The organism is Streptomyces fuscigenes (genome assembly GCF_021556455.1).
In the GTDB taxonomy this organism is placed as follows: Bacteria; Actinomycetota; Actinomycetes; order Streptomycetales; family Streptomycetaceae; genus Streptomyces; species Streptomyces fuscigenes.
Genome location: NZ_JAKGCV010000486.1, coordinates 1 through 3,893, shown reverse-complemented (window position 1 = coordinate 3,893; position 3,893 = coordinate 1). Strand labels below are relative to the sequence as shown.

Sequence of the window (3,893 nt, the reverse complement as noted above, 5' to 3'; positions counted from 1 at the left end):
GGGGCCCCGCCGTGCCCGGGCCGCACGCCGGTCGTACGGCCCCCGCGTCGCGCCCGTCCGGCGGGGCGGCCGCCCCCGTGGCTCTCGCCGCGGCCGCCGGGCTACCCCTTGGTGCTGCCGGCGCTGATGCCCGCGATGATGTGGCGCTGGAAGACCAGGAACATGACGACCATCGGCACGCTCGCGATCACCATCGCCCCGATCAGGTCCGACTGGGGCACGTCCTGGGAGAGCTGGACGAGGGCCACGCTGATGGGCTGGTTGTCGGGTGCGGCGGAGAAGACCATGAGCGGCCAGAGGAAGTCCTGCCACACGGCGACGAGCGCGAAGATCGAGACGACGCCGAGGACGGGCCGGGACATCGGCAGCAGGATCGACCAGAGCTGGCGCAGCTTGCCCGCGCCGTCGATCTCGGCCGCCTCCAGCACGTCGCGCGGGATCTGGTCGAAGAACCGCTTGAGCAGGTACAGGTTGAAGGCGTTCGCCACGGCCGGCAGCCAGATGCCCGCCGGGTTGTTGAGCAGGCTGGTGTGGATGAAGGGCAGGTCCGCGGCCGTCAGGTACTTCGGGATGACCAGCGCCTGGGCCGGCACCATCAGCGTGGCGAGGATGGCGCCGAGGATGACCTTGCCGAAGGCGGGCTTCAGCTTCGACAGCGCGTACGCGGCGGCCGTGCAGAACACGAGCTGGAGGATCCAGGCGCCGGCCGCCTGGACCACCGTGTTCCAGAGGTGGTCGGGCAGCTGCATGAGGTTCCACGCGTCGCCGTAGTTGTGGAAGTGCCACGTCTCCGGCGCCAGGGTGGGCGGGTTGCGGTTCAGCTCGTCCGGCGACTTGAACGCGCCCGTGATCATCCAGTACACGGGGAAGAGGAAGGCCAGCGCGAACAGCAGCAGGACGAGGCCGAAGACGGTCCAGTAGACCGCCCTGCCCCTCCGGCTCGCCAGCGCGAGCGGGGAGACCAGGGTGCGGATGCCCTGGCCCTCGTCCTTGCGCCGGCCGGGCCTGCGCAGGGAGGTGGGCGGCGCCTGCCGTGGAGGCGGCGCGACGGTGGTGGTCATGGCGGCTCGGCTCCTGTCAGTCGTCGGTGCGGGTGAGCCGCAGGTAGAGGGCGGAGAAGAGGCCGAGCAGCACGAGCAGCATGACGCTCAGCGCGCAGGCACCGCCGAAGTTGTTGTACTGGAACGCGTACTTGTAGATCAGGTACAGCACGGTGACCGTGGAGTCCTGCGGCCCGCCGCCGGTGATCACGTACGGCTCCGTGAAGACCTGCATCGTCGCGATGATCTGCAGCAGCATGAGCATCAGCATGATGAAGCGGGTCTGCGGGATCGTGACGTGCCGTACGCGCTGGAGGATGTTCGCGCCGTCCAGCTCCGCCGCCTCGTACAGCTCCCCCGGGATGCCCTGCAGTGCGGCGAGGTAGATGAGGACGGTGCCGCCCATGTTCGCCCACGTGGAGACGAGGACGATGGACACGAGCGCCGTCGAGGTGCCGTTGGTCCAGTTCGACGTCGGCAGGTGCAGGAAGCGCAGCGCCTCGTTGGCGAGGCCGGCACCCGGATCGTAGAACCACTTCCACAGCAGGGCGCTGACGACCGGGGGGATCATCACCGGCAGGTAGACGACGACGCGGAAGAACGACTTGGCGTGCCGCATCTCGTTGAGCACGAGCGCGGTGACGAACGGCACGAGGAAGCCGATCAGCAGCGCGATCAGCGTGAAGTAGAACGTGTTGCGCCACGCGGCCGCGAACTCCGGGTCCTGGAAGACCTGGGTGAAGTTGCGGGTGCCGACCCACTGCGGGTCCGAGCCCGGGATGTACTTCTGGAACGAGATGATCACGGCGCGGACCGCCGGGTACCAGGAGAACAGCGCGAAGCAGATCAGGCCGCCGAGCAGGAACGCGTAGGCGCGCGCCTGGTCGGTCAGCCTGCGGCCGAGGGGCCTTCGGGGGGTCCCGGGCCGGCCCGCCGGACGCGCCCCCTCGACGAGGGGACGCGGCGCGGCGGACCGGGCGGGGGCCTGTGCGGTCTTCATGGGGCGTCAGCCCTGCTGGGCCAGCACGGAGTCGATCTTGGTCTGCGCGTCCTTGAGGAGGGAGTCGATGTCCGCGTTCTTGTTGGTGAGGACCGCGGAGACCGTCGAGTCGAGGACGGAGTAGATCTGCTGCGCGTTCGGGGGCTCGATCTCCGGCGTCAGCTTGGGGTTGCCGTCGGCGAAGGCCTGGTAGTTCTCCACCGGGATGTTCGCGTACTGCTTCTTGAGCGCGAGGTTCTTCTGGTCGTAGCTGCCGCCCTGGGTCCACAGCCGCGGCTCCGGCAGGCCCACCGGGGACTTCTGCTCGCTCAGGTACTGCCAGTTGCTCAGGCCCTTGCCCGGGGTGTTGGTCTCCAGGCCGAGGAACTTCAGGCCGGCCTTGATCTGCGCGGGGGTGTCGTTCTTGTTGAACATGTAGCCGTCGCCGCCGGCCAGGGTGCCCTTGCCGCCGGGCATCGGGGCGAGGGCCATGTTCTTGTAGTCGCCGCCGTACTGCTTCGCGATCGTCGGGACGTTGTCCGGCGCGGAGATGTACATGCCGAGCTTGCCGGTGCCCATCATCTGCTGCACGTCGTTGATGATGAGCAGCTGCTTGGAGCCCATCGAGTTGTCCGTCCAGCGCATGTCGTGCAGGTTCTGCAGCACGGCCTTGCCCTCGGGGGTGTCCACGGTCGCCTTCTTGCCGGACGCGTCGACGGCCTGCCCGCCCTGCGAGTACAGCTCGGCGACGAAGTGCCAGCCGCCCTGGTTCTGTGCGCTGTAGTCGGCGTAGCCGACCGTGCCGTTGCCGAGCGCCGCGATCTTCTTGGCGTCCGCGCGGATCTCCTCCCACGTCGTCGGCGGCTTGTTCGGGTCGAGTCCGGCCTTCTTGAACAGTGTCGGGTTGTAGAGCAGGCCCATCGTGTAGTTGGTCCGGGGGACGCCGTAGACCTTGCCGTCCACGGTGTACATGTTCCGCAGCTTCGGGTCGATCTCGTTCCAGCCCGGCATGTCCTTCACGTAACTCGTGATGTCCGCGGCCTGGTTGATGCCCACGACGTGCTTGACGTCGGTGAAGTAGGTGTAGAAGACGTTCTCCATCTGCCCGCCGGCGAGCTTGGCGTCGAAGGTCTTCGGGTCCTCGCACGGGAAGGTGTCGTGCGCGGTGAGGCTGATCTTCGGGTTCTGCTTCGAGAACGTCTTGATGTCGTTCTGGAAGCTCGTGCGGTCGACCTTGTTGGACTTCGGCGGCATGCAGTTGACGGTGATGGCCGTCTTGCCGTCCGCGGTCTTCGCGTCACCGCCCTTGCTGCTGGAGCAGGCGGCCACGGCGGTGAGTGCCATCGCTGCGGCTATGGCGGTGGTGCACGTACGGCGGAACCCGGGACTTCTCATCGGTGGGACCCCTCTTGGGCAGGAGCGTGGGAACCCGCACAGCGCTCGCTGTGTGGCGCCGCTCACTCAACCACTAACTACGGATGGCCGCAATATGTCGCTCCTATTTCGCAAATATCTGACAGCATGCTGCATCATGGAGGCGCGACCGCATCAAGGCCTGTCGTACGTCAAGGAGTTCGGGTCCGGGGCCGCGCGCGAGGAGAGCGGCGGCGCCCGCAAGCGGTTGCGGTCCTTGCGGCCTACGTCGGCCGCGGGAGGACCCCGAGGCGCTCCGGGCGACGGCGCCTGCGTCCACGGCGGGATCCGCCGGGCGCGGCCTCGGCGGCCCACGGCGGTACGGGCATACGACGCGTGCACCCGGGCCGCGCACGCCTCCACGGGCGCACGGCGGGCGCGTCCGGGCTGCGCACGGGCTCTTACGGGCAAGGTGCTGCGCACCGGCGCGGCGGTGCCGGACGGCGTCCGGGGGGTCGGCC

General features: G+C 68.6%; 3 protein-coding genes. All 3 read right to left on the bottom strand.

Translation table 11 applies throughout. The features are described 5' to 3' along the window. Window positions 1–101: 101 nt before the first annotated feature. The 3 genes from L1885_RS25040 to L1885_RS25030 are packed head-to-tail and all read right to left on the bottom strand — an operon-like array spanning window position 102 to window position 3,414. Entirely contained in the window at window positions 102–1,061 is a 960-nt protein-coding gene (locus tag L1885_RS25040) for a carbohydrate ABC transporter permease (protein ID WP_235799444.1), read from the bottom strand. Between the two features lie 16 nt (window positions 1,062–1,077). Beyond that, on the bottom strand, window positions 1,078–2,040 hold the full coding sequence (locus tag L1885_RS25035; RefSeq protein ID WP_235799443.1) for a carbohydrate ABC transporter permease: 963 nt from the start codon (window positions 2,038–2,040) through the stop codon (window positions 1,078–1,080). Between the two features lie 6 nt (window positions 2,041–2,046). Next, complete coding sequence (locus L1885_RS25030; protein WP_235799442.1) at window positions 2,047–3,414, bottom strand: extracellular solute-binding protein; 1,368 nt, start codon at window positions 3,412–3,414, stop codon at window positions 2,047–2,049. Window positions 3,415–3,893 lie beyond the last annotated feature (479 nt).

Coding starts and splice junctions, on each gene's coding strand:
- L1885_RS25035 (WP_235799443.1), bottom strand. CDS start 2,040: ATGAAGACCGCACAGGCCCCCGCCCGGTCCGCCGCGCCGCGTCCCCTC.
- L1885_RS25030 (WP_235799442.1), bottom strand. CDS start 3,414: ATGAGAAGTCCCGGGTTCCGCCGTACGTGCACCACCGCCATAGCCGCA.
- L1885_RS25040 (WP_235799444.1), bottom strand. CDS start 1,061: ATGACCACCACCGTCGCGCCGCCTCCACGGCAGGCGCCGCCCACCTCC.